We start from the raw sequence: 22054 nt of genomic DNA on the forward strand, positions 1-22054 counted from the left end.
ATGGTGAATCTAGGAATCGTGGGCGCGACCGGTCAGGTCGGCCAAGTGATGCGGAACCTGTTGGAAGAGCGCGACTTTCCTGCTTCGTCGGTGCGTTTCTTCGCATCGGCGCGGTCGCAGGGCAAGAAGCTCTCGTTCCGTGGCCAGGAGATCGAGGTAGAGGACGCCGCGACCGCCGACCCCACCGGACTGGACATCGCATTGTTCTCCGCGGGCGCGACGATGTCGCGCGTGCAGGCGCCGCGGTTCGCCGAGGCCGGCGCGGTGGTGATCGACAACTCGTCGGCGTGGCGCAAGGACGCCGACGTACCGCTGGTTGTCAGCGAGGTGAACTTCGCGCGCGACGTGCGAGGCGTCACCCTCAAGAAGGGCATCATCGCGAACCCGAACTGCACCACGATGGCCGCGATGCCGGTGCTCATGCCGTTGCACGAGGAAGCGGGCCTGGTGCGGATGATCGCGTCGACCTACCAGGCGGTGTCGGGCAGCGGCGTCGCAGGCGTCGACGAGTTGTTCAGCCAGGTCAGCGCCGTCGCCGCGGACAGCAGGGACTTGGTGGCCGACGGTGCGGCGCTGGACTTCCCGGCGCCTTCGAAGTATGTGGCGCCCATCGCGTTCAACGTCGTCCCGCTGGCGGGTTCGTACGTCGACGACGACTCTGGTGAGACCGACGAAGACCAGAAACTGCGCAACGAGAGCCGCAAGATCCTGGGTATCCCGGACCTTGCGGTCAGCGGCACGTGTGTGCGGGTCCCGGTGTACACCGGGCATTCGCTGTCGCTGAACCTCGAGTTCTCTCAACCGCTTTCGGTGCAGCGCGCCGCCGAGTTGCTGGAGTCGGCTCCGGGTGTGAAGGTGGTCGACGTTCCGACGCCGCTGGCGGCCGCCGGTGTGGACGACTCACTCGTCGGCCGGATCCGCCGGGATCCCGGTGTGCCCGAAGGTCGCGGGCTGGCGCTGTTCGTGTCCAGCGACAACCTCCGAAAGGGCGCGGCGCTCAACACGATTCAGATCGCCGAGCTGCTGGCTCGAGGCTGATTTGCGCCGAAACCGACGTTTTGGTGGGAAAGTGCGAGTAATTTCCGCCATTTCGTCGATCTCGGCGTTGGGCCTCGTCGCGGCGCCGTCGGCCGTCGCCCAGCCCGCGCCGATTCCCGACCCGGTGCTACCGCCGCTGGCGCCGGGTCAGGTGATCCGGATCGGCCCGACGGCCGGAACCGGCACGCCGACACGTGATTACGGGGTCGGTGCCACCGATCTGTGCGAGTTCATGGAGTTTCCCAGCGGCATCCTGCAAGTGTGCGGTGACAGCTTCGCCGGCCAAGGTGTCGGCTACGGTGGCTGGTTCTCGCCGATCGCGCTGCACGTCGAGACGGATTCGATCGACGACCCGTCCGGCGTGCGCTATGACGGCGTGACAGGCACCGACCGACCGCTGCTCGCCGACCCGACGCCCGCGGGCATGTCGCAGTTGCCTGCGGGCGTGGTCCAGATCAACCGTGAGAACTACATGATGGTCACGACGGTGCGTGAACTGGAGCCTGAGTCGTCGCGGTTGGTGAAATCCGATCCGGCGCAAGGGAGTTGGCCGACAGTGAACGGATCGGAGCGAGCGGCTTCATACGCGAGGGGCCAGCAGTCGCAGATCAGCGGCTACTACGATCCGATCCCTCGTCCCGATTCGCCCACCGGATGGGTCTACATCGTGGCCGACAACTTCGACCGCAGTGCGCCACTGGTGCTGTATCGCGTTGCACCCGAGGCGTTCGAGGACCGGTCCAGCTGGCAGGGCTGGTCGGCTGGCTCGGGTTGGGGGAATACGCCGACGGCCCTGTGGCCGGACGCAGTGGGCGAGATGAGTATCCGGCAGATCGACGGCAAGACCGTGCTGTCGTATTTCAACGCCACCACCGGCAACATGGAGATGCGCGTGGCCGACGATCCAACCGGGCTCGGCACCGCGCCGGTGACGACCGTCGTCGTCGCGACCGAGTGGCCGGATCCGGTGGACCATCTGGGACCGCCGGAGAACAACCGGCTGGCTCAACCGTATGGCGGGTACATCTCGCCCGGCTCGACGCTCGACGAGGTGCGGGTGTTCGTCAGCCAGTGGAACACCGGTCCGCGCGGTGGGTCGCCGTACCGGGTGATCCAGTTCGCGGTCAACCCGTTCAAGCCGTAGCCGAAACCGGCCTCGACGGTCGCCGCATTCACAGCTTGCGCACAGGTGCCGCATGACCGGCACATCAGAAGTGCCCGCAAGATGGCAGCCATGAGTCAAACACCTAGCGAACCTGGGACTGAACCCGTCGTCACCGCATCACCGCACGATCCCGTCGCGCCGGCCGCGCGTGAGGAACCGCGCCGCTCCCGCCTCGGCGCCGTCGCCGCTTGGGTCGGCATCGTCGCCGGCGTGGTCTTCGTCGTCGCGGTGATCTTCTTCTCCGGATTCATCATCGGCGCGCACTCCGGTGGCCACCACGGTGGCGGCCGACCCGGTGGCCACGACCGTGATTTCGCGATCTTCCACCGTGGCCCACCGCCGGGATTCCCGATGGGTCCGCGTGGCGATTTCCAGGGCCCGCGGTTCGGCGGCCCGGAAGGAGCGGAAGGCCCACGATTCCAACCGCCTCAGCAACCGCAGTCGCCCGAGGCGCCGACCACGACCGCGCCGGCGCGACCGTAACCACTTCCGCCTCGAGAGCCCGGTATCCCGCCGGGCCCTCGAGCGTCGGCTCACTTTGAGGTTTGGAATCGATCCACTCTGGGGGACTCCACCCTGAGCGAGGCGGCTCAGCCCGATGCCGCTCGACTCGAGGAGTGACACCTGATGCCCGATAAGTACACGACCAACGACGCAGGCAATCCGGCACCGAGCGTCGAGCACTCACTCACGGTGGGCCCCGACGGCCCCATCCTTCTGCACGACCACTACCTGATCGAGCAGATGGCCAACTTCAACCGGGAGCGGATCCCCGAGCGTCAACCGCATGCCAAAGGCGGCGGGGCATTCGGTCACTTCGAGGTCACCCAAGACGTCAGCAAGTACACCAAGGCTGCGGTATTCCAGCCCGGCACCAAAACCGACACCCTGATCCGGTTCTCCACCGTCGCCGGCGAGCGCGGCAGCCCCGACACGTGGCGCGACCCCCGCGGATTCGCACTGAAGTTCTACACCACCGATGGCATCTTCGACATGGTCGGCAACAACACCCCGGTGTTCTTCGTCCGCGACCCGATGAAGTTCCAGAACTTCATCCCGTTCACAGAAGCGCATGCAGGCCACCAACCTGCGCGATCACCACATGCAGTGGGACTTCTGGACGCTCTCACCGGAGTCCGCTCACCAGGTCACCTGGTTGATGGGTGACCGCGGCATCCCCAAGACGTGGCGCCACATGAACGGCTACTCCAGCCACACCTACAGCTGGCTGAACGATGCCGGCGAGCTGTTCTGGGTGAAGTACCACTTCAAGACGGACCAGGGCATCGAGTTCCTCACCCAGGAGGAGGGCGATCGGCTGGCCGGCGAGGACGGCGATTACCACCAGCGTGATCTCTACGAGTCGATCGAGGGTGGCGACCACCCGAGTTGGACGCTGCACGTGCAGATCATGCCGTTCGAGGATGCCAAGACCTACCGGTTCAACCCCTTCGACCTGACCAAGGTGTGGCCGCACGGCGACTACCCACTGCACGAGGTCGGCCGGCTCACGTTGGACCGCAATGTGACCGACTACCACACCGAAATGGAGCAGGCCGCGTTCGAACCGAACAACATCGTGCCCGGAACCGGCCTGAGCCCGGACAAGATGCTGCTGGCCCGCGGCTTCTCCTATGCCGATGCGCACCGCCACCGGCTGGGCGTCAACTACAAGCAGATACCGGTCAACGAGCCCACGGTCGAGGTCCGCGCGTACTCCAAAGACGGCCCGATGCGCATCCGAAACGTCACCGATCCGATCTATACGCCGAACTCGATGGGCGGCCCGGAAGCCGACCCGAAGCGGGCGGCCGAGGTGCACTGGGCTTCGGACGGCGACATGGTGCGCAACGCGTACACGCTGAGACCGGACGACGACGACTGGGGCCAGGCTGGCACGCTGGTCCGCGAGGTGCTCGATGACGATGCACGAGACCGTTTGGCACACAACGTGATCGGTCACGTAACCAAGGGCGTGCGCGAGCCGGTGTTGTCGCGAGTGTTCGAGTACTGGAAGAACGTCGACCCGGATCTCGGCAAGAAGATCGAGGAGGGAGTTCGAGCCAAGCTCGACGGCAACGGGCGGTGACGAAGGGGCGTCTTGCCGTCTCGGAGTGGGCTGGCATGATCGAGGCCATGAGCATCGAAGTCGTTTTCACCCAGGAGTCCACCGCAACCGGCGGCGGCCGCGAGGGCCACGTCAAGTCCTCGACCGGCAAGATCGATCTGAACACCAACCACCCGAAGGAGATGGGTGGCAGTGGTGAGGGCACGAACCCCGAGGAGCTGTTCTCCGCCGGGTACGCCGCATGCTTCCTCGGCGCGCTGAGGCTGGTGGCGAAGAACAACGACGTCAAGCTGGACGACGCGACCGGCATCACCGCCCAGGTCGGCTTCGGCAAGGACCCCGAGGGCGGCTTCGGCATCAACGCGCACCTGATCGGCTACCTGCCCGGCCTCGAGCAGAGCGCGGCCGACGACCTGATGAACAAGGCGCACCAGGTCTGCCCGTACTCGAAGGCCACCCGCGGCAACATCGACGTCAAGCTGTCGGCGAAGGTTTGAGCCGGTGCGGATCGCCGCCCTAGCCGGCGTCGGTCTTGCGCTCGGCATGTCGATTGTGGCGCCGGCCGACGTCGCCTCGGCGCGCCCATCGGATCCCGGCGTGGTGAACTACGCCGTGCTGCCGAAGGGTTCGGTGGGCAATATCGTCGGCGCCACAATGCGATTCGAGACGACGTTCACCGATCCGGTGCAGTCGTTCCGTGTCGACAACCCGGTGTGTAACAACTGGGCCGACATCGGTCTGCCGGACGTCTACGCCGACCCCGACCTGGCGTCGTTCAACGGTGCCGTGACGCAGGAGTCGCCCACCGACACGACACATCTGGTCAAGCAGGCGGTCGGGGTGTTCGCGACGAGCGACGCGGCCGACCGGGCCTTCCGCCGCGTCGTCGACCGCACCGTCGGCTGCAACGGCCAGACCACCGCGATGCACCTGGACAACCTGCGCACCCAGGTCTGGACGTTCACCGGCGGGCCCACCTCGGCGACGGACGCCGACTGGGTCAAACAGGAGGCCGGCACGGATCGGCGCTGCTTCACCACCACCCGCAAGCGGGAGAACGTCCTGCTTCAGGCGAAGGTCTGCCAATCCGGGAACGGTGGCCCAGCGGTCAACGTGCTGGCCGGGGCGATGCAGAACACGCTCGGCCAGTAGCCGAGCGGCGCAGTCGACCACATGTAACGAACACGTCATCGAAAAAATCGCGAGACTTTGTCGGTCTCGTCTGGAAGATGGTTGAAAGGGGGCGAGCGGTCCAGACCCGGAAGGGGACGGTTGGGTGACCTTCACCATCACGACCGAGGTGGACGACGCGCACCCGTCGCGAGCCGCTTCGGCAGAGCTGACCAGCGTTGAGGGCGCTGCGCTGCACGTCGGTGCCGGCTGCTTGCGCGACGGCCCGGTGGGTCAGGTGGGTCTGGAGATCGAGGCGCACTGCTTCGACCTGGCCGACCCGATGCGCCGGCCGACATGGCAGCAACTCACCGACATCATCGCCGGATTGCCGGTACTTCCGGGCGGCAGCAAGGTCACCGTCGAACCCGGCGGGGCCGTCGAACTGTCCGGCCCACCATTGCCGGGCCCGATGGCCGCGATCGACGCGATGAGCGCCGACCGTGCGGTGCTGCGGGCGGCGTTCGCCGGTGCGGGCTTCGGCTTGGTCCTGCTCGGTGCCGACCCGCTGCGCGCGCCGCAGCGGATCAATCCCGGTGCCCGCTACCGCGCGATGGAGACCTTCTTCGAGGCCAGCCGGACCGGCGCCGCGGGCGCGGCGATGATGACGTCAACGGCCTCGGTGCAGATCAACCTCGACGCCGGGCCGCGGAACGGCTGGGCGGATCGGGTGCGGCTGAGCCATGCGCTCGGGCCGACGATGATCGCCGTAGCGGCGAACTCACCGCTGCTGAGCGGCCGGTTCTCCGGCTGGCAATCCGCGCGGCAACGGGTGTGGAGTCGACTGGACGCCGCTCGTTGCGGTCCTGTACTCGGCGAAAGCGGCGACGACCCGGCCTGCGACTGGGCCCGGTATGCGCTCAAAGCGCCGGTCATGCTCGTCAACAACACGGCCGCCGACGCCGAACCGGTCACCGAGTGGGTGCCGTTCGCCGACTGGGTCGAAGGACGTGTGCCGCTCGGCGGGCGCAGACCCACCGAAGCCGATCTCGATTACCACCTGACCACGCTGTTCCCCCCGGTACGGCCGCGTCAGTGGCTCGAGATCCGGTATCTCGACAGCGTGCCCGAGGCCGTCTGGCCGGCGATCGTGTTCACGCTCGTCACGCTGCTCGACGATCCGACCGCCGCGGACGTCGCCGCCGAAGCCACCGCACCCGTCGCCACCGCGTGGGATCTGGCCGCCCGGGTCGGCCTGGCCGACCGCCGGTTGCGGACCGCTGCCGAACAATGCGTGCAGGCTGCCGCCGAACGCGCGCCGGCCGAACTCGAGGAATCGATGCGACGGTTGGTGCGTTCGGTCGAGCAGGGACGGTGTCCGGCCGACGAGTTCGGCGACCGTGCCGTGAGATACGGGATCGCGCCGGCGGTCACCCAACTGGCCCGAGGAGAAATGTGACTTCTCGCGAAAGCATCGCGCGCGAACTCACCAGGGCACGCGAGCGCACCTTGCGGCTGGTCGATTTCGACGACGCCGAACTGGGCCGCCAGTACAGCCCGCTGATGAGCCCGTTGGTGTGGGACCTCGCGCACATCGCGCAGCAGGAGGAGCTCTGGCTGCTGCGCGACGGCAACCCGGACCGGCCGGGCATGCTGCCGCCCGGGGTCGAGCGGCTCTACGACGCGTTCGTCAACTCCCGTGCCAGCCGCGCGAACCTGCCGCTGCTTCCGCCGTCGGACGCCAGGGCCTACTGCGGAACCGTGCGCAACCGGGTGCTCGACACGTTGGACGCGATGCCCGACGACGATCCGGCGTTCAACTTCGCACTGGTCATCAGCCACGAGAACCAGCACGACGAAACCATGTTGCAGGCGCTGAATCTGCGCACCGGCGCGCCGCTGCTCGACGCCGGCGCCCCGCTACCCCAAGGCCGGCCGGGCGTCGCGGGCACCTCGGTCCTGGTGCCGGCCGGCGAGTTCGTCCTCGGCGTCGACGCGGTCACCGAACCGCACTCGCTGGACAACGAGCGTCCGGCCCACGTCGTCGAGGTGCGCGCCTTCCGGATCGGCCGTGTCCCGGTCACCAACGCCGAGTGGCGCCGGTTCGTCGACGACGGCGGCTACGACAACCCGCAATGGTGGTCGCCGCGCGGCTGGGCGCACCGGCAGGAGACGGGTCTGCGGGCACCGCAGTTCTGGAACACCGACGGCACCCGCACGCGGTTCGGCCACGTCGAGGACATCCCCGGTGACGAACCCGTCCAACACGTCACCTTCTTCGAGGCCGAGGCCTACGCGGCATGGGCCGGCGCCCGGCTACCCACCGAGATCGAGTGGGAGAAGGCCTGTGCGTGGGACCCGGCGGTCGACGCGCGACGGCGCTATCCGTGGGGCGCCTCGGAACCGACGACGCACCTGGCCAACCTCGGCGGCGACGCGCTGCGGCCCGCCCCCGTGGGTGCCTATCCGGCGGGCGCGTCGGCGTACGGCGCCGAACAGATGCTCGGTGACGTGTGGGAGTGGACCACCTCGCCGCTGCGGCCGTGGCCGGGTTTCACGCCGATGATCTACGAGCAGTATTCGGCGCCGTTCTTCGATGGTGACTACAAGGTGTTGCGCGGCGGGTCATGGGCCGTGGCGGCAAGCATCCTGCGGCCCAGCTTCCGCAACTGGGACCACCCCATCCGGCGGCAGATCTTTTCGGGCGTGCGCCTGGCCTGGGACGCTTGATGTGCAGACATCTGGGGTGGCTCGGCGAACCCGTGTCGGTGGCGTCGCTGGTCCTCGAACCCGCCAACGGCCTTCTGGTGCAGTCGTATTCGCCGCGCAGGCAGAAGTACGGGCTGATGAACGCCGACGGGTGGGGCGTGGGGTTCTTCTCGGCCGATGTGGCTGACGGCACGCCCCGGCGGTGGCGCAGCGCGACGCCGCTGTGGGGGGACGGCTCGTTCGCGTCGGTCGCGCCGGCGCTGCGCAGCGGTTGTGTGGTGGCCGCCGTGCGGTCGGCCAGCATCGGCATGCCGATCGAGGCGACAGCGTCGGCACCGTTCACCGACGGGCACTGGCTGCTGTCGCACAACGGACTGGTGGACCGCGCCGTCCTGCCGTTGTCGCCGCGCGCCGAGTCGACGAACGACAGCGCCCTGCTGGCGGCGCTGATCTTCGATCGCGGGCTCGACGCGCTGGGCGACACCATCGTCGAAGTGGCTGCCGCGGACCCCGGTGCCCGGCTCAACATCTTGGCGGGCAACGGTTCTCGGTTGCTGGCCACCACGTGGGGGGACACCCTGTCGGTGCTGCGCCGAAGCGATGGCGTCGTGCTGGCCAGCGAACCCTACGACGACGATCCGGCCTGGGCGGAAGTTCCCGACCGTCATCTCGTACACGTGCACGGCCCGGATGTCGACCTGATCCCCCTGAAAGGATCGTGATGACAGTCAAGCGAGGAGCGGAGGCGGATCACGCATCCACCCTGACACTGTCGAATCACCTGTCGGCCGACTCGGCTGCGGTGGCACTGCGCCGCGATGTGCTCGATGGGTTGACGCAGCAGCCGAAGTCGTTGCCGCCCAAGTGGTTTTACGATTCCGTCGGAAGCGATCTGTTCGACCAGATCACCCGCCTGCCCGAGTACTATCCGACGCGCACCGAGGCGCAGATCCTGCGGGACCGTTCCGCCGAGATCGCCGCGGCCTCCGGTGCGGACACGCTCGTCGAACTCGGCAGCGGTACATCGGAGAAAACCCGCATGCTGCTCGACGCCCTGCGGGACCGTGGGTCGCTGCGCCGGTTCATCCCGTTCGACGTCGACGTGGGGGTGCTCGCCGCCGCCGGGTCGGAGCTCAGCGTCGAGTATCCCGGCATCGAGATCGACGCAGTGGGCGGCGATTTCGACGAGCACCTCGATCGGATACCGCGGATCGGGCGCCGCCTGGTCGCGTTCCTCGGCTCGACGATCGGCAATTTCACACCCCGTCCGCGCGCAGACTTCCTCGCGGCGCTGTCGCAGACGCTGCGGCCCGGCGACACGCTGCTGTTGGGCACCGACCTGGTCAAGGACGCCGACCGGCTGGTGCGGGCCTACGACGACAGCGCGGGTGTCACCGCGAAGTTCAACCGCAACGTGCTGGCGGTGGTGAACCGGGAACTGCGCGCCAACTTCGACCCGGAGGCGTTCGAACATGTCGCGAAGTGGAACGCCGACGAGGAGCGTATCGAAATGTGGTTGCGCGCCAGGACTTCTCAGCGGGTAACGGTGCACGACCTCGATCTGACCGTCGACTTCGCCGACGGGGAGGAGATGCTGACCGAGGTGTCGTGCAAGTTCCGCCCCGACGGGGTCGCCGCCGAACTCGCCGCCGTCGGGCTGCGGCGCACCCACTGGTGGACCGACGCCGCAGGGGACTTCGGCTTGTCGCTGTCGACGAAATGAGCCTCGGCGAACAGTGGCGGTCCGCGCGACCGGCCGTCGCAGGGCTGCATCTCGACAGCGCGGCCTGCTCGCGTCAGAGCTTCGCGGCGATGGACGCCGCCGCCCAGCACGCCCGGCACGAAGCCGAGGTCGGCGCATACGTCGCCGCCGAAGCGGCCACGCCGGTGCTGGACGCGGGGCGCGCGGCCGTCGGCGTGCTCGCAGGGCTCAACGGCAGTGACGTCGTGTTCACCACCGGCGCCAACAATGCGCTGGACCTGCTGCTGTCCGCCTGGCCGGGCCCGCGCACCCTGGCCTGCCTGCCGGGTGAGTACGGACCGAATCTGGCCGTCATGTCCGCCAACGGTTTCGACGTCCGCCCGCTGGCGGCCGACGGGGACGGACGCCTCGACGTCGACGCATCGACGCGCATGCTGGCCGCGGACCCGCCCGCGCTGGTGCACCTGACCGCACTGGGCAGCCACCGCGGCACCGCACAGCCCCTTGCCGCGCTGACGCAGGTGTGCCGTGACCTCGACGTGCCGCTGGTGGTCGACGCCGCGCAGGCGCTCGGGCACCTCGACTGCGCGGTCGCGCCGTCGGCGATATACGGATCGTCACGCAAATGGCTCGCCGGCCCGCGCGGAGTGGGCTTCCTGGCGATCGGACCGGCGCTTGCCGAGCGGCTGCGGCCGCGGTTGCCGCCGCCGGACTGGAATCTGCCCTTGACGGTGATGCAGCGCCTCGAGCAAGGTGAAGCGAATGTCGCGGCCCGCGTGGGGTTTTCCGTCGCGGTCGGGGAGCATCTGGCCGCGGGACCTGCTCGGGTGCGTGACCGCCTGAGCGAGGTCGGCCGGATGACGCGCGAGGCGTTGGCCGACATTCACGGCTGGCGGGTGGTCGAGGCAACCGACGAGCCGACGGCCGTCACCACGCTGGCGCCGACGGCCGGCGCCGATCCGCAGAAGGTGCGGGCCTGGCTGCTCGCCGAGCGGGGCATCGTCACCACCCATGCCGAAGTGTTGCGGGCCCCATTCGAGATGACGACACCGGTGCTGCGGGCATCGCCACACGTCGATGCGACTCCAGGGGATCTCGCGCAGTTCGCCGAAGCGCTGGTGACCGCGACCGAGAAGGCCTAGTCGTCGAAGCCCTCGTCCCAGGTGTGCACGGGTTCGTTGCTGTGCATCCGCGTCCCGTACCGGCGCAGCATCTCCGCGAGCGCGGCGGGCCGCGCCATACCGCGTTCCTGCAGCGCCCGCACCGTCTCGACCTGCCAGGTGGCGCCGTTGCGACCGGACTTGGCGCGGCCCTCGATCACCCCGAGATACCTGTCGCGCACCTCGGCCGCCACCTCCCAGCGGCGCAGGCCCTCGTCGGCCATCGGCAACAACTGGCGCAGCACCAACTCGTCCGCCGTCACCTCGCCCAGGCCCGGCCAGTACAGCCGGGCGTCTATCCCGTGCTGCGCGGCCTGCACGAAATTGTGCTGTGCCGCAGGGAAACTCATTTTGGTCCACAACGGGCGGTCCTCCTCGGACAGCGTCCGTAGCGTGCCGTAGTAGAACGCGGCGTTGGCCATCATGTCCACCACGGTCGGACCCGCGGGCAACACCCTGTTCTCCACCCGCAGGTGCGGACGGCCGTGCACGACGTCGTACACCGGCCGGTTCCAGCGGTAGATGGTGCCGTTGTGCAGCCGCAGCTCGGCCAGCTTCGGGGTGCGGCCCTCGGCGAGCTCACGGACCGGGTCCTCGTCGGACAGTTCCGGCAATAGCGACGGGAAGTAGCGCACGTTCTCCTCGAACAAGTCGAAGATCGACGTGATCCAGCGTTCGCCGAACCAAACGCGGGGCCGCACGCCCTGTGCCTTGAGCTCGTCCGGTCGGGTGTCGGTGGCCTGGGCGAACAGTTCGATGCGGGTCTCGGCCCACAGTTCGTGGCCGAAGAAGTACGGCGAGTTGGCGCCCAGCGCGAGCTGCGGCCCGGCCAACACCTGAGCGGCATTCCAGTTCTGCGCGAACTCCGCGGGCGACACCTGAAGGTGCAGTTGCATGCTCGTACACGCGGACTCCGGCGCGATCGACGCGGTCTGCAGGCTCAGCCGTTCCGGTCCGACGATGTCGATCAAGATGTCCTCGCCACGCGCGGTGAAGATCGAGTCGTTGAGCGCCTGATACCGCGTCGACTCGCTCATCCAGTGGCCCGACAGGTGCTCAGGTAGCAGCGTCGGCAGAATCCCGATCATCACTATATGCGCGTCGTGTCGGCTGGCTTTCGTCTCGGCCGCGTTCAGGCTCGCGCGCACCTCGGATTCCAGTTCGAGAGCAGCCCGTCCCGGCAACCGGCGTGGCGGCACGTTGAATTCGATGTTGTAAGCGCCCAATTCGGTTTGATACGCCGGATCGGCGATCGCCTGCAGCACCTCTTGGTTGCTCATCGCGGGTTGATACGCCGAGTCGACCAGATTGCACTCGATCTCCATGCCGGTCAGCGGCCGCTCGAACTCGAAGCTCGACTGGGCGAGCATCGTCTCGAAGACGTCGAGGCACTGCTGCACCTTGCGGCGGTACTCCCGGCGGTGCGCGCCGCTGTAGCCGGTGCCCTTGACTTCCTCACCCACATCCCCATTGTCGGCGAGCGCCCGTGTTTGCATCGAGACACGCCGCTATTCGGTGGCATGAACCTCGCCCGGGCGGGTAGTCGGAGGCTATGGACGTCACCGTCACCTTCATCGGCAATGCCACCACGCTGATCTCCGGTGGCGGCATAACCCTGTTGACGGACCCGAACTTCCTGCACCAAGGCCAGCACGCCTACCTGGGCTACGGTCTGCTGTCCAAGCGGCGCAAAGGACCGGTGCTCGACATCGACCAGTTGCCCGCGCTCGACGGCGTGGTGCTGTCGCATATGCACGGCGACCACTGGGACCGGGTGTCGCAACGCCGCCTCGACCATGCGCTGCCGATCGTGACCACCCCGCACGCGGCGAAGCGGCTTATTCACCGCGGGTTCGGCAGCGCCGTGGCGCTGGACACCTGGCAGCACCACACCTTCGTCAAGGGCACGACGTCGGTCACCGTCACCTCACTGCCCGGTCGGCATGCGCCCACCCCGATCGACCGCTTGCTGCCGCCGGTGATGGGCAGCATGGTCGAGTTCTCCGACGGGACGGCGCGCCGACGGCTCTACATCTCCGGAGACACGCTGCTGATCGACGAATTGCATGACATACCAGTGCGATTCGAAGCGATCGACGTCGGCATACTGCATCTGGGCGGTACTCGACTGCCGTTCGGCAGACACCTGCCGTTCGGGCTGACGGTGACGATGGACGGTCGCCAGGGCACCGACGTCGTCGAGTTGCTCGACCTGCCCAAGATGATCCCGGTGCACTTCGACGACTATGGGGTGTTCGGCTCGCCGCTGTTCGACTTCCTCGACGAGATGAAGCGGCGCGGGCTGGGTGACCGGATCATCGAATTGGAACGCGGTTCGTCGGTCACGGTTTGATACTGACGCGGTGTCAGGTCCATGGTCGGGCGACGACCAGGGTGGCCTCGAACAGGTTTCCACGGTCGACCGGGTCGCGTCGCTCACAGGGATCCGTGCTGTCGCGGCGCTGCTCGTCATGGGGACCCACGCCGCGTACGGTACGGGGGCATACAACCGCGGTTATCTCGGGTTGACGTTTGCGCGCATGGAGATCGGTGTCGCGATCTTCTTCGTGCTCTCGGGCTTTCTGCTGTTCGGTTCTTGGGTGCGGGCCACCGCGACCGGAACCGCACCGCCGAGTCTGCGCCGATACGCCCGCAGCCGGGTGCGCCGCATCATGCCCGCCTACGCGGTGACGGTGCTGCTGGCCTACGTCGTCTACGAATTCCGTCCGATCGATCCGAATCCGGGCCACAGCTGGAACGGGTTGGTGCGCAACCTCACGCTCACGCAGATTTACAGCGGCAACTACCTCACGACGTACGTGCACCAGGGCCTCACCCAGATGTGGAGCCTGGCGGTCGAGCTGGCGTTCTACGCCGTCCTGCCCGCGCTCGCATACGTGTTGCTCGGGTGGCTGTGCCGGCGCCGCTGGCGACCGGGCGTGCTGCTGGCCGGCCTGGCCGCCGTCGGTGCGCTGAGCCCGCTGTGGCTCGTCGTCCTGCACAAGACCGACTGGCTGCCGAACGGTGCCGGGTTGTGGTTGCCGCACTACCTCGTGTGGTTCATCGGGGGGATGGCACTTGCGGTGTTGGCGCACAACAACGTTCGGTGCTACGCCGTCGCGGCGCTGCCGGTCGCGCTCGTCGCCTATCTGGTGGTGGCCACCCCGATCGCGGGGCGGACCGACGCCCCGGCGCTCGACCTCGGCCAGGATCTCGCCAAGGTGATGTTCTATGCGGCGATCGCCACGCTCGTCGTCGCGCCGCTGGCGCTCGGCGACTCCGGTTGGTACTCGCGGTTGTTGAGCAGCAGGCCGATGGTGTGGCTGGGCGAGATCTCCTACGAGATCTTCCTGCTGCACGTGCTCGTGATGGAGATCGCGATGGTGTCGGTGTTGCGCTGGCAGGTCTACACCGGTTCGGTGGTGGTGCTGTTCGTCGTGACGCTGATGCTCACGATCCCCGCCGCGTGGCTTCTGCACCGGCTCACCCGCCCCCGCCGCAGGGTTTGACCTGCGGCGACGTGGGTATCAAGGTCAATATGAAACTGATCGGTGTGCTGATCGCGCGGCATCCGGCGCTATACGACGTGCTCGATGCCCTCATCGAGTACGGGCAGCAGCGGTGGCCGTCGGTGTGGCGCGCCGCGGAGCGTCAGCAGCGCGCGACGACCACCTGAGGACTCAGCAACCCGCCGCGCAGCTCCAGTTCGATGCCGGGACCGGCATGCGCGGCCAACGCCCGCAGCGCCGACGGGCTGTAGGTGCGCAGCGAGCTGATGACACCGTCGTGCGCGAAGGGGAACACCGGCGCGAACGGAAGCATGGTCGCCAGGCGCAGCAGATGAAGCGGCGACGGTGGCCGAGGAAGGTCGATGATCAGCAGTTTGCCGGCCACCCGGGTGCCCTCGGCGATCGCGCGCGCGGCTGCCGAGGGCGGCAGGTGGTGGAAGGACAGCGCGAACACCGCCAGGTCGAACTGGCCGTCCGGGCCGCCGATCGCGGTGGCGTCCACCTGCCGGACCGTGGCGCGGGGGTGCCGGCCCAGGTCGCTGTCGGCCATCGCCTCGACCGAGGCCGCTTCCACGTCGGTGATCGTCACGTGCGCGGTCGGATGCCAGTCGAGCAGCTTGCGCGACAAACCCCCGTGCCCCGCACCGAGTTCGAGGATCGTCGGATCGGCGACATCGGCGATCTCGGCGAGCGCGATCTCGGCGAACTTGTCGGTGGTGCCGAACCGCTCTCCGGTCCATTCCAGCGCGCGGATCACGCTGCGCTTGCGGGCGGCGTCGGCGGGACGGTCCGAATCGCGGTCCAGGTACTCGAGCCGGTCGGTTTCAAGCAGACGGTCCAGGCACGACGCGTCGGGCCCGCCGCGCGGCATGCGGTCAATGTCGGCGAGCGGTCCGGTCATGTAGTCCATCATGAAGGAATGCCAGCCGAATTCGTCGCCGCGATCGACCAGGGCACCACCAGCACCCGATGCATGATCTTCGACCACGGCGGCGCCGAAGTCGGTCGCCATCAACTCGAGCACGAGCAGATCCTGCCGAAGGCCGGTTGGGTCGAACACAATCCGGTCGAGATCTGGGAACGCACCGCTTCGGTCATCATGTCGGCGCTGAACAAGACGAACCTGGCGGCGACCGACCTGGCCGCGTTGGGCATCACCAACCAGCGGGAGACGGCGCTGGTCTGGAACAAGCGGACGGGCCGGCCGTACTACAACGCGATCGTGTGGCAGGACACCCGCACCGATCGCATCGCCTCGGCGCTGGACCGTGATGGCCGTGGCGAAGTGATCCGCCGCAAGGCCGGCCTGCCGCCGGCGACCTACTTCTCGGCCGGCAAGGTGCAGTGGATCCTGGAGAACGTCGACGGCGTCCGGGAGGCCGCCGAGAGCGGCGAGGCGATCTTCGGTACGCCCGACACGTGGGTGTTGTGGAATCTGACCGGTGGTCCGCGCGGCGGGGCGCACGTCACCGATGTCACCAACGCCAGCCGCACCATGCTGATGAACCTGGAGACGCTGGACTGGGACGACGAACTGTTGTCGTTCTTCGGGATTCCGCGGCAGATGCTGCCGGAGATCAAGCCGTCGTCGTATCCGGAGTCGTACGGCATCACCCGCGACGACGGGCCGGTCGCCGGACAGGCGCCGCTGACCGGCATCCTCGGCGACCAGCAGGCGGCGATGGTCGGCCAGGTGTGCCTCGATGCCGGTGAGGCCAAGAACACCTACGGCACAGGGAATTTCCTGCTGCTGAACACCGGTGAGAAAATCGTGCGTTCTGAGAACGGCTTGCTGACCACGCTGTGCTACCAGTTCACCGACCGAGATGGGCCCGCCAAACCCGTTTACGCGCTGGAGGGTTCGATCGCGGTCACCGGTTCGGCCGTGCAGTGGCTGCGCGACCAACTGGGCATCATCAGCGGCGCGGCACAGAGCGAGGCGCTGGCGCGCCAGGTCGAGGACAACGGCGGCGTGTACTTCGTGCCCGCATTCTCGGGATTGTTTGCGCCGTATTGGCGTTCGGATGCCCGCGGCGCGATCGTCGGGCTGTCGCGGTACAACACCAACGCGCATCTGGCGCGGGCAACGCTCGAGGCGATCTGCTACCAGAGCCGCGACGTCGTCGACGCGATGGAGGCCGACTCCGGCGTGCGCATGGAGGTCCTCAAGGTCGACGGCGGCATCACCGCCAACGACCTGTGCATGCAGATCCAGGCCGACGTGCTCGGCGTCGACGTCGTCAAGCCGGTCGTCGCCGAGACCACCGCGTTGGGCGCGGCTTACGCCGCCGGTCTCGCGGTCGGGTTCTGGGAGAACGCCGACGACCTGCGGTCGAACTGGCAGGAGGGCAAGCGCTGGACGCCATCGTGGAGCGACGAGCAGCGCGAGTTCGCCTACGCCGGTTGGCAGAAGGCGGTGCAGCGCACGCTGGACTGGGTCGACGTCGAGTGATTTGTGGAGCGCTAGCGGCGCTGACCGCCGCGAACACTCCACAAATCGCAAACCGGACGGTTTATTCAGACTCGCCGAGGATGCCGTAGATCTCGCGCCGGGCGTTGTTGACGATGTCGACGATCCGCTGTTGCTGCTCCTCGCCGGTGGCGTAGGCCGCCTGCGCGACGGCGCCCATCAACTGGGCGGCCGCGGTCTGGAGGTTGACGTGGCTCGGGTCGACGTTGTCGGCGATCTCCTCCCACGGCGCGGTCTCGACCTTCTCCACCGCGGTGCGGCCGTCGTTGGTGAGCGCGAAAAGCTTTTTGCTGCCGTCACTTTCGGTCGCCTCGATGAGCCCTTCGTCAACGAGCAACTGCAACGTCGGATACACCGACCCGGGGCTCGGCCGCCACAGGTTCTGGCTGCGCTCGGCGATCTCCTGGATCATCTCGTAGCCGTGCATCGGCCGTTCGGCGAGCAGTTTGAGGATCGCCGCGCGCACATCGCCGCGACGGCCACGGCCGCGACGGCGACCGCGGTGCAGGCCGCCGGGGCCGAAACCCGGGCCGAAGCCGGGGCGGAAGCCGAATCCGCCGCGCGGGTCGAAGCCGAATTCGAAGCCGCCGCGACCGGGACCGAAGCCGGGCGAGCCGCCGAAGCCCGGCCCGCCGTCGTGCTGGCGGAGTTGTTCACGCAGGTTCTCGCGGAACTCGCGCCGGGCCTGCCGCCGCTGCTGATGCAGCGCGCGCCGGTCCAGTGGGGTGAAGCCGAAGTCGCCGGGCGGCGGCGTGAATGGGTTTGTCATGTCCGTTTCCTTTGATCGTGAGAAAGCGCGTCGTGCGCTCCCGATACGTAGACGATATATCGGAAACTATCGTGATGCAACGTCGCGGCGCCGATCCCGGTCGTCGATCCCCTCGATCACCGACTGCGCCCACGCCGCTTCCATCGCGTTGAGCTGCAGCCCATATTCGAGAGCGGCTCGGCCGTAGAAGTGTCCGTCGCTGTCGTCCCAGGCGATCGAGTCGCGCAGCTTCTCGAGGCGGATGATCTCGGTTTGGGCGCGCTCGGCCATCGCCGCGAGGTGCTCGCGTGCCTGCTCATGAGTGATCTCGCCGAGGAGGAAGATGCGCAGAAGCGCTGCGCTGCGAAACGGCGGATCATCCTGGGGATTGACGATCCACCGCCGCAACTCGGCCCGGCCCGCCGCGGTGATGCGGTACTCCTTGCGGCCACGTGGCCCGATGGCCGAAACCTCGATCAACCCGGCGTCGGCCAGCTTGTTGAGCTCGCCGTACAACTGGCTCTGCGTGGCCGGCCACACGTTGGCCATCGACTTCTCGAAGTGCTTGAGCAAGTCGTACCCACTGGCCGGCTCTTGGGCAAGGAGTCCCAGCGCCGCAATTCGCAAACTCACCGCTCCACCATACTTCACTCTTGACATGTCAGAAGTGACATGTCAGTGTCGGGTCACCGACTTCAGGAGACGCAGATGACCGAGACGACCGATTCGACACTCTTCGGCACCGACGACTTCTTCCGGCGCGGCAACTACGCCCCGGTCGTAGACGAACTGACCGAATACGACCTCCCGGTGCACGGCGCGATACCGCCGGAGCTGGACGGCTGGTATCTGCGCAACGGGCCCAATCCACGCCAGGCATCGGCGCACTGGTTCACCGGTGACGGCATGATCCACGGCGTCCGCATCGAATGCGGCCGGGCCAAGTGGTACCGCAACCGGTGGGTGCGAACCGACAGTTTCATCTCCGACTTTCCGCTCTACAACGCCGACGGCACCCGCAATCTGCGGGCGAGCGTCGCCAACACGCACGTCGTCAACCACGCGGGCAGAACTCTCGCGCTCGTCGAATCGTCCCTGCCCTACGAGATCACCAACGATCTGGAGACGTTGGGTGCCTACGATTTCGGCGGCAAACTCGTCGACTCCATGACGGCTCATCCCAAGATCTGCCCGACGACCGGCGAGTTGCACTTCTTCGGGTACGGCAACATCTTCGCCCCGCACGTGACGTATCACCGCGCCGACGCCACCGGCGAGTTGACTGTCAACCGGCCGCTCGACGTGCCGGCGCTGACGATGATGCATGACTTCGCGCTGACCGCGTCGTACGTCGTCTTCATGGATCTGCCCATCGTGTTCGACCTCGACATCGCCATGAAGGCCGCAAGTGACATGCCGTACCGCTGGGACGACGATTACGGCGCTCGCTTCGGCCTGCTGCGCCGCGACGACCCGTTCGGCGAGGTGCGGTGGTTCGAGATCGACCCGTGCTATGTGTTCCACGTCGCGAACGCGTACGACAACGGGGATTCGGTTGTGCTGCAGGCGGTCCGCTACCCCGAGTTGTGGCGGGGCACCGGCGGTTTCGAGGCCGACGGCGTGTTGTGGAGTTGGACGATCGATCCCTCCACGGGCACCGTCTCCGAACGTCAGCTCGACGAGCGCGCGGTCGAGTTCCCGCGCATCGACGACCGGTTGGCCACCTTGCCGGCCCGCTATGCCGTCGCCGTCGGAGACGGCCGGCTCGTCCGCTACGAGCTGTCGACCGGCGCCGCGCTGGAGCACACCTTCGGTACTGCACAAGCCCCCGGTGGCCCTGGCGAGGCGGTGTTCGTCCCATCGGCATCGGCGCCCGCCGACGAGAGCAGCGGCTGGTACCTCGGCTACGTCTACGATCCGGCGCGCGACGGCAGCGACCTCGTCATCATCGACGCGTCCGACTTCTCGGGGCCGCCGGTCGCGAGAATTGAGCTACCGCAACGGGTTCCCTACGGCTTCCACGGAAACTGGATCGCCGGTTGACGCGCTCGCGGCGCGGTGGGTGTTCGGGCTGACGCCGTAGGCCCGCTTGAATGCGCTGCTGAGCGCGAACGGCGTGCTGTAGCCGACCTGCCGCGCGACCGCCGCGATCGTCGCTCCGCTTGACTGGAGCAGATCGGCGGCGAGCGCGAGCCGCCAACCGGTCAGGAACGCGATCGGTGGTTCACCGACCAGCTCTGTGAACCTGCGAGCGAACACTGCCCGCGACGAACCCACCGCCGCAGCGAGATTCGCAACCGTCCAGGGCTGCTCGGGATTGTTGTAGATCAGTTTGAGCGCAGGTCCGACGACGGGGTCCTGTTCGGCGTGCCACCACGTCGGCGCGTTGCAGTCACGACCGAACCAGGCCCTCAGCACCGCGATCAGCAGCACATCGAGCAGGCGGTCCAGGTAGGCCTCCTGCCCGGGGCCCTCACAGCCCGCCTCGGCGCCGAGCAGGTCCACCAGCGGCGTGTCCCACTCGTCGGCCCGCAGCACCAGCACAGAGGGCAGCACGTCCAACAGGCGGGCGCTGACCTCGCTACGGCCCTCGTAGGCGCAGATCACCGACCGGGTCGCGCCGGACGCATTGTTGCCCCAGGTCCGCACGCCGATCGACATCGCGAATTCCAGGGTGTCGCCGGTCAGCGTCGTGCAGCGCTGACCGGGATGGATGACGGCCATCGGGGCGGTCGACGGGTCATCGGCGAACACATAGTGGTCGATGCCGCGGGTCAATGCGACGTCGCCGGGATGCAGCCACGTCGTTCCGCTGGATTCGCCCACGATGGCTGCGCTGCCATGTGTCTGGCAGATCAGTGTCAGCGGCGCGTCATCGCGGATAGACAGCGACCACGGCGGGTCCATCCGCATCCGCAGCACAAACGCGCCGCGCGCCCGCACCCCGTCGAGCAAGCCGACAACGGCGTCCACGGTTTGAGCCTATCCCGCGGGTGCGCGGTAGCTCGCCAGGAAGACGGCGACACCGGCGGCGACGTGCCGGTCGACGTCGATCGCTTCGAGCACATCGGGCCCGCCGTGAAACAGCGCCTGGTCGATGCACCTGCCGACGATTAGGAATGCGAAATGTTCTGCGGCCAACTCGGGTTCGGGCGCACGGAGCAGACCGCGGCCGTGCAGGTGACCGAAAGAGTCGGCGTAGGCGGCCAGCGTTCGGGCAGGCGCGCGCTCGTAGTACAACCGCGCCAGTGCCGGCGATCGATTGGCCTCGCCGACAATGAGCCGGCGCAACTGCACGACGGGTTCCTGCAGGACCGCGCGCAGATAGTCACCCGCAAGAGCGGTCAGGTCCGCCTCGAGATCGGAGGTCTCGGCGAGCGCCTCGATGCGGTCGGCAAACGGGGCGACCGTGCCCTCGAGAGCGTCGTCGACGATCGCAAGAAGCAGTTCCTGCTTGTCGCCGAAGTGTTTGTACACCGTCTGCTTGGACACCTCGGCCGTCGCGGCCACCTGATCCATGCTGGTGCCCTGGTAACCGTTGCCGAGGAACAGCGCACGGCCCGCGGACAGGATCGATGCGCGCTTGCGGGCCGACCGGCCGAGGGCATCCGTCGTCACGGTCACATATGGTACTGGACAGTCTAGTTCTCAGTACTGTACCGTCCAGTCTATTAGGAGGGAGTGCTCGATGACCACGACTGACTGTCCGCCCCTGCATGTGCGGGTGACCAAGTCGCTGCTGGGCTACGGCATCATCGCCGGACCGATCTACGTCGTCGTCGCGGCCGCGCAGGCACTCACCCGAGACGGCTACGACCCGACACGGCACGCGATCAGCCAACTCGCCAACGGCCCATGGGGGTGGATCCAGATCGTCAACTTTCTGGTCACCGGCGCCATGACCGTCGCCGCGGCCGTTGGCGTGCGCCGCGCACTCGGTCGGGGACGCCGGTCCGCCTGGGCGTCGGCGCTGCTCGGCGCCTACGGCGTCGGACTGCTCGGCGCCGGCGTCTTCCGCGCGGATCCGTCGGACGGCTTCCCACCCGGCACGCCGCCGGGGATGGGCGAAGTGAGCTGGCACGGCATGGCGCACTTCGCGATCGCCGGCCTCGCGTTCGGATGTCTGGTGGCCGCCTGCTTCGTGTTCGCCGGCTGGTTCGCAGGCAGCGGTGACGCGGCGAGGGCGTGGTTCTCGCGCACCACCGGTGCCGTCTTCGGGCTGAGTTTCCTCGCGCTGGCGTCCGGAACAGGCGGAGCCGCAGCGGTTCTGACCTTCACCGCGGCCGTTGTGCTGGTATGGGGTTGGTTGACGGCGGTGTCGACCAAGCTCTATCGCGACGTGCTGGCCACCTAGACGCGCGCGTATGCGCGCAGG

22 protein-coding genes and 1 pseudogene are annotated in these 22054 nt (G+C 67.7%); 17 read left to right on the plus strand and 6 right to left on the minus strand.

Translation table 11 applies throughout. The features are described 5' to 3' along the window. From AU188_RS00710 to egtE, 11 genes and pseudogenes are all read left to right on the plus strand, one after another. A complete protein-coding gene (locus tag AU188_RS00710) occupies nucleotides 1–1038 on the plus strand; it encodes an aspartate-semialdehyde dehydrogenase (protein WP_059161807.1) in 1038 nt (345 codons plus the stop codon). Nucleotides 1039–1078: 40 nt separating this feature from the next. Beyond that, nucleotides 1079–2182, plus strand: coding sequence for a DUF4185 domain-containing protein (locus tag AU188_RS00715; protein ID WP_059162236.1), 1104 nt, complete (start codon nucleotides 1079–1081; stop codon nucleotides 2180–2182). 90 nt (nucleotides 2183–2272) lie between these two features. After that, nucleotides 2273–2686 (plus strand): hypothetical protein, encoded by a 414-nt coding sequence (locus tag AU188_RS24745; protein ID WP_286137221.1) that lies wholly within the window; start codon nucleotides 2273–2275, stop codon nucleotides 2684–2686. Between the two features lie 144 nt (nucleotides 2687–2830). Next, nucleotides 2831–4292 (plus strand): annotated as a pseudogene (locus AU188_RS00725) (catalase). A 47-nt stretch (nucleotides 4293–4339) separates the two neighbouring features. Continuing rightward, the gene (locus AU188_RS00730; protein WP_172799347.1) at nucleotides 4340–4768 is read left to right on the plus strand and encodes an organic hydroperoxide resistance protein; all 429 of its coding nucleotides are present in this window, start codon (nucleotides 4340–4342) and stop codon (nucleotides 4766–4768) included. Between the two features lie 46 nt (nucleotides 4769–4814). Continuing rightward, nucleotides 4815–5423 carry a sensor domain-containing protein gene (locus AU188_RS00735; protein ID WP_059162237.1) on the plus strand — a complete coding sequence of 203 codons (609 nt, stop codon included), beginning with the start codon at nucleotides 4815–4817 and terminating at the stop codon, nucleotides 5421–5423. 124 nt (nucleotides 5424–5547) lie between these two features. Next, the gene (egtA, locus tag AU188_RS00740) at nucleotides 5548–6840 is read left to right on the plus strand and encodes an ergothioneine biosynthesis glutamate--cysteine ligase EgtA (protein WP_082686418.1); all 1293 of its coding nucleotides are present in this window, start codon (nucleotides 5548–5550) and stop codon (nucleotides 6838–6840) included. Continuing rightward, a complete protein-coding gene (egtB, locus tag AU188_RS00745; RefSeq protein WP_059161809.1) occupies nucleotides 6837–8111 on the plus strand; it encodes an ergothioneine biosynthesis protein EgtB in 1275 nt (424 codons plus the stop codon). The genes egtA and egtB overlap by 4 nt, the downstream gene beginning before the upstream one ends. After that, entirely contained in the window at nucleotides 8111–8812 is a 702-nt protein-coding gene (gene egtC, locus AU188_RS00750) for an ergothioneine biosynthesis protein EgtC (protein ID WP_059161810.1), read from the plus strand. Before egtB ends, egtC begins: the two co-directional genes overlap by 1 nt. After that, entirely contained in the window at nucleotides 8812–9813 is a 1002-nt protein-coding gene (egtD, locus tag AU188_RS00755) for an L-histidine N(alpha)-methyltransferase (protein ID WP_059161811.1), read from the plus strand. Before egtC ends, egtD begins: the two co-directional genes overlap by 1 nt. Next, on the plus strand, nucleotides 9810–10934 hold the full coding sequence (gene egtE, locus AU188_RS00760) for an ergothioneine biosynthesis PLP-dependent enzyme EgtE (RefSeq protein WP_059161812.1): 1125 nt from the start codon (nucleotides 9810–9812) through the stop codon (nucleotides 10932–10934). The genes egtD and egtE overlap by 4 nt, the downstream gene beginning before the upstream one ends. Here egtE and AU188_RS00765 read toward each other — a convergent pair. Then, nucleotides 10931–12415, minus strand: coding sequence for a glutamate-cysteine ligase family protein (locus AU188_RS00765; RefSeq protein ID WP_059162239.1), 1485 nt, complete (start codon nucleotides 12413–12415; stop codon nucleotides 10931–10933). The genes egtE and AU188_RS00765 overlap by 4 nt on opposite strands. Before the next feature lie 89 nt (nucleotides 12416–12504). On the opposite strand from AU188_RS00765, the gene AU188_RS00770 reads away from it, so the two are divergent. From AU188_RS00770 to AU188_RS25165, 3 genes are read left to right on the plus strand one after another with little or no spacing between them, the layout of a single operon-like run. Next, nucleotides 12505–13305: an MBL fold metallo-hydrolase gene (locus tag AU188_RS00770; protein ID WP_059161813.1), complete on the plus strand. Its 801-nt coding sequence runs from the start codon at nucleotides 12505–12507 to the stop codon at nucleotides 13303–13305. 10 nt (nucleotides 13306–13315) lie between these two features. Further along, on the plus strand, nucleotides 13316–14461 hold the full coding sequence (locus AU188_RS00775) for an acyltransferase family protein (protein ID WP_059161814.1): 1146 nt from the start codon (nucleotides 13316–13318) through the stop codon (nucleotides 14459–14461). 29 nt (nucleotides 14462–14490) lie between these two features. Continuing rightward, nucleotides 14491–14628: a hypothetical protein gene (locus AU188_RS25165; RefSeq protein ID WP_156426524.1), complete on the plus strand. Its 138-nt coding sequence runs from the start codon at nucleotides 14491–14493 to the stop codon at nucleotides 14626–14628. Here AU188_RS25165 and AU188_RS00780 read toward each other — a convergent pair. Further along, nucleotides 14604–15371 (minus strand): class I SAM-dependent methyltransferase, encoded by a 768-nt coding sequence (locus AU188_RS00780; RefSeq protein WP_059162240.1) that lies wholly within the window; start codon nucleotides 15369–15371, stop codon nucleotides 14604–14606. The genes AU188_RS25165 and AU188_RS00780 overlap by 25 nt on opposite strands. A gap of 9 nt (nucleotides 15372–15380) precedes the next feature. On the opposite strand from AU188_RS00780, the gene glpK reads away from it, so the two are divergent. Then, nucleotides 15381–16913 carry a glycerol kinase GlpK gene (glpK, locus tag AU188_RS00785; RefSeq protein WP_059161815.1) on the plus strand — a complete coding sequence of 511 codons (1533 nt, stop codon included), beginning with the start codon at nucleotides 15381–15383 and terminating at the stop codon, nucleotides 16911–16913. Nucleotides 16914–16974: 61 nt separating this feature from the next. On the opposite strand, the gene AU188_RS00790 is transcribed toward glpK, so the two are convergent. Further along, nucleotides 16975–17700: a PadR family transcriptional regulator gene (locus tag AU188_RS00790; protein ID WP_059161816.1), complete on the minus strand. Its 726-nt coding sequence runs from the start codon at nucleotides 17698–17700 to the stop codon at nucleotides 16975–16977. A gap of 66 nt (nucleotides 17701–17766) precedes the next feature. Next, nucleotides 17767–18312: a PadR family transcriptional regulator gene (locus tag AU188_RS00795; RefSeq protein WP_156426525.1), complete on the minus strand. Its 546-nt coding sequence runs from the start codon at nucleotides 18310–18312 to the stop codon at nucleotides 17767–17769. A 75-nt stretch (nucleotides 18313–18387) separates the two neighbouring features. Between AU188_RS00795 and AU188_RS00800 the strand changes: the two genes are divergently transcribed. After that, nucleotides 18388–19722 (plus strand): carotenoid oxygenase family protein, encoded by a 1335-nt coding sequence (locus AU188_RS00800; RefSeq protein ID WP_059161818.1) that lies wholly within the window; start codon nucleotides 18388–18390, stop codon nucleotides 19720–19722. On the opposite strand, the gene AU188_RS00805 is transcribed toward AU188_RS00800, so the two are convergent. Together AU188_RS00805 and AU188_RS00810 are read right to left on the minus strand one after the other, a co-directional pair. After that, a complete protein-coding gene (locus AU188_RS00805; protein WP_059161819.1) occupies nucleotides 19672–20652 on the minus strand; it encodes an AraC family transcriptional regulator in 981 nt (326 codons plus the stop codon). The two genes, AU188_RS00800 and AU188_RS00805, sit on opposite strands and share 51 nt — an antisense overlap. Before the next feature lie 9 nt (nucleotides 20653–20661). Beyond that, nucleotides 20662–21297 (minus strand): TetR/AcrR family transcriptional regulator, encoded by a 636-nt coding sequence (locus tag AU188_RS00810; RefSeq protein WP_059162241.1) that lies wholly within the window; start codon nucleotides 21295–21297, stop codon nucleotides 20662–20664. A gap of 70 nt (nucleotides 21298–21367) precedes the next feature. Here AU188_RS00810 and AU188_RS00815 point away from each other — a divergent pair, with 70 nt between their 5' ends. Then, on the plus strand, nucleotides 21368–22033 hold the full coding sequence (locus tag AU188_RS00815) for a DUF998 domain-containing protein (RefSeq protein WP_059161820.1): 666 nt from the start codon (nucleotides 21368–21370) through the stop codon (nucleotides 22031–22033). Nucleotides 22034–22054 lie beyond the last annotated feature (21 nt).

Source organism: Mycobacterium sp. IS-3022, from assembly GCF_001500065.1.
Taxonomy (GTDB): domain Bacteria; phylum Actinomycetota; class Actinomycetes; order Mycobacteriales; family Mycobacteriaceae; genus Mycobacterium.

Excerpts from the sequence above, each read along its gene's own strand:
- AU188_RS00730 (WP_172799347.1), top strand. The coding sequence starts at position 4,340 with ATGAGCATCGAAGTCGTTTTCACCCAGGAGTCCACCGCAACCGGCGGC.
- egtE (WP_059161812.1), top strand. The coding sequence starts at position 9,810 with ATGAGCCTCGGCGAACAGTGGCGGTCCGCGCGACCGGCCGTCGCAGGG.
- glpK (WP_059161815.1), top strand. The coding sequence starts at position 15,381 with ATGCCAGCCGAATTCGTCGCCGCGATCGACCAGGGCACCACCAGCACC.
- AU188_RS00735 (WP_059162237.1), top strand. The coding sequence starts at position 4,815 with ATGTCGATTGTGGCGCCGGCCGACGTCGCCTCGGCGCGCCCATCGGAT.
- egtD (WP_059161811.1), top strand. The coding sequence starts at position 8,812 with ATGACAGTCAAGCGAGGAGCGGAGGCGGATCACGCATCCACCCTGACA.
- AU188_RS00780 (WP_059162240.1), bottom strand. The coding sequence starts at position 15,371 with ATGGACTACATGACCGGACCGCTCGCCGACATTGACCGCATGCCGCGC.
- AU188_RS00815 (WP_059161820.1), top strand. The coding sequence starts at position 21,368 with ATGACCACGACTGACTGTCCGCCCCTGCATGTGCGGGTGACCAAGTCG.
- AU188_RS00800 (WP_059161818.1), top strand. The coding sequence starts at position 18,388 with ATGACCGAGACGACCGATTCGACACTCTTCGGCACCGACGACTTCTTC.
- AU188_RS24745 (WP_286137221.1), top strand. The coding sequence starts at position 2,273 with ATGAGTCAAACACCTAGCGAACCTGGGACTGAACCCGTCGTCACCGCA.
- egtC (WP_059161810.1), top strand. The coding sequence starts at position 8,111 with ATGTGCAGACATCTGGGGTGGCTCGGCGAACCCGTGTCGGTGGCGTCG.
- AU188_RS00770 (WP_059161813.1), top strand. The coding sequence starts at position 12,505 with ATGGACGTCACCGTCACCTTCATCGGCAATGCCACCACGCTGATCTCC.
- AU188_RS25165 (WP_156426524.1), top strand. The coding sequence starts at position 14,491 with ATGAAACTGATCGGTGTGCTGATCGCGCGGCATCCGGCGCTATACGAC.
- AU188_RS00790 (WP_059161816.1), bottom strand. The coding sequence starts at position 17,700 with ATGACAAACCCATTCACGCCGCCGCCCGGCGACTTCGGCTTCACCCCA.
- AU188_RS00710 (WP_059161807.1), top strand. The coding sequence starts at position 1 with ATGGTGAATCTAGGAATCGTGGGCGCGACCGGTCAGGTCGGCCAAGTG.